1 protein-coding gene and 1 pseudogene are annotated in these 925 nt (G+C 40.0%); both read right to left on the bottom strand.

The features are described from left to right. Window positions 1-132: 132 nt before the first annotated feature. Window positions 133-834 carry an ATP phosphoribosyltransferase gene (hisG, locus tag B4033_RS08705; RefSeq protein WP_076754220.1) on the bottom strand — a complete coding sequence of 234 codons (702 nt, stop codon included), beginning with the start codon at window positions 832-834 and terminating at the stop codon, window positions 133-135. Continuing rightward, a pseudogene (locus tag B4033_RS08700) lies at window positions 834-925 on the bottom strand (UDP-N-acetylglucosamine 1-carboxyvinyltransferase); the annotation flags it as partial. The pseudogene B4033_RS08700 and the gene hisG, both read right to left, overlap by 1 nt.

The raw sequence follows: 925 nt of genomic DNA, 5'->3' as shown, positions 1-925 counted from the left end.
TCTATCTACTTTCTTGAGCATGAGTTTTATTGGAAATAGCATTCGGTAAAATTGATGATTTCTCTAAATTCTCTATCAAACCCTAGATATAAAAAAACCGTCCTTGCAGACGGTATTTTAGAACGATAAAAATTAAGCTTTTTTCGATTGTTCACGTGCTTCAACAGCTTGTTCAAGCTGTGCCAAAATTGGATTCAATAATGCTTGTTTACGCTTAAAGCTGGCTTTATTGACAATCAAACGTGAAGATACTTTACAAATTTCTTCCAGTGGCTCAAGACCATTGGCACGAAGTGTATTGCCTGTATCGACCACATCAACAATATAATCGCCTAGACCTACAAGTGGTGCAAGTTCCATAGAACCATAAAGCTTGATCACATCAACCTGCTCACCTAGGCTTGCATAATATTGACGGGTTAAATTCACATACTTAGTCGCAATTTTAAGACGGCCTTTCGGACGTTCCATACCAACCTTGCCTGCTGTCATCAGTTTACAGTTGGCAATTTTTAGATCTAATGGCTCATAGACATTTTGCGCGCCATGCTCCATCAACACATCTTTACCTGCCACACCGATGTCTGCTGCGCCATTTTCAACATAGGTTGGCACATCAGAAGCACGTAAAATCAGAATACGAACTTGTTTATGGGTCGTCGGGAAAATCAGCTTCCGAGACTTATCCGGGTCTTCCAGCAGGTTAATACCTGCCGTTTCAAGTAACGGTAGAGTTTCTTTTAAAATACGGCCCTTACTTAATGCTAAAGTTAAACCATGATCAAAATTGCCCATTACGTCAAAGTTTGGATCATCGTTTCTCATATCGCTCATTAACTTACTCGCTTAATTTGGGCGCCTAAACCTTGTAACTTCGCTTCGACATCTTCATAACCGCGGTCAATATGATAGATACGGTCAATCA

Source organism: Acinetobacter sp. UBA3132 (assembly GCF_002364825.1).
GTDB lineage: Bacteria > Pseudomonadota > Gammaproteobacteria > Pseudomonadales > Moraxellaceae > Acinetobacter > Acinetobacter schindleri.
The sequence above is the reverse complement of the archived record's forward strand: the minus strand, read 5'-3'. Positions and strand labels throughout refer to the sequence as shown.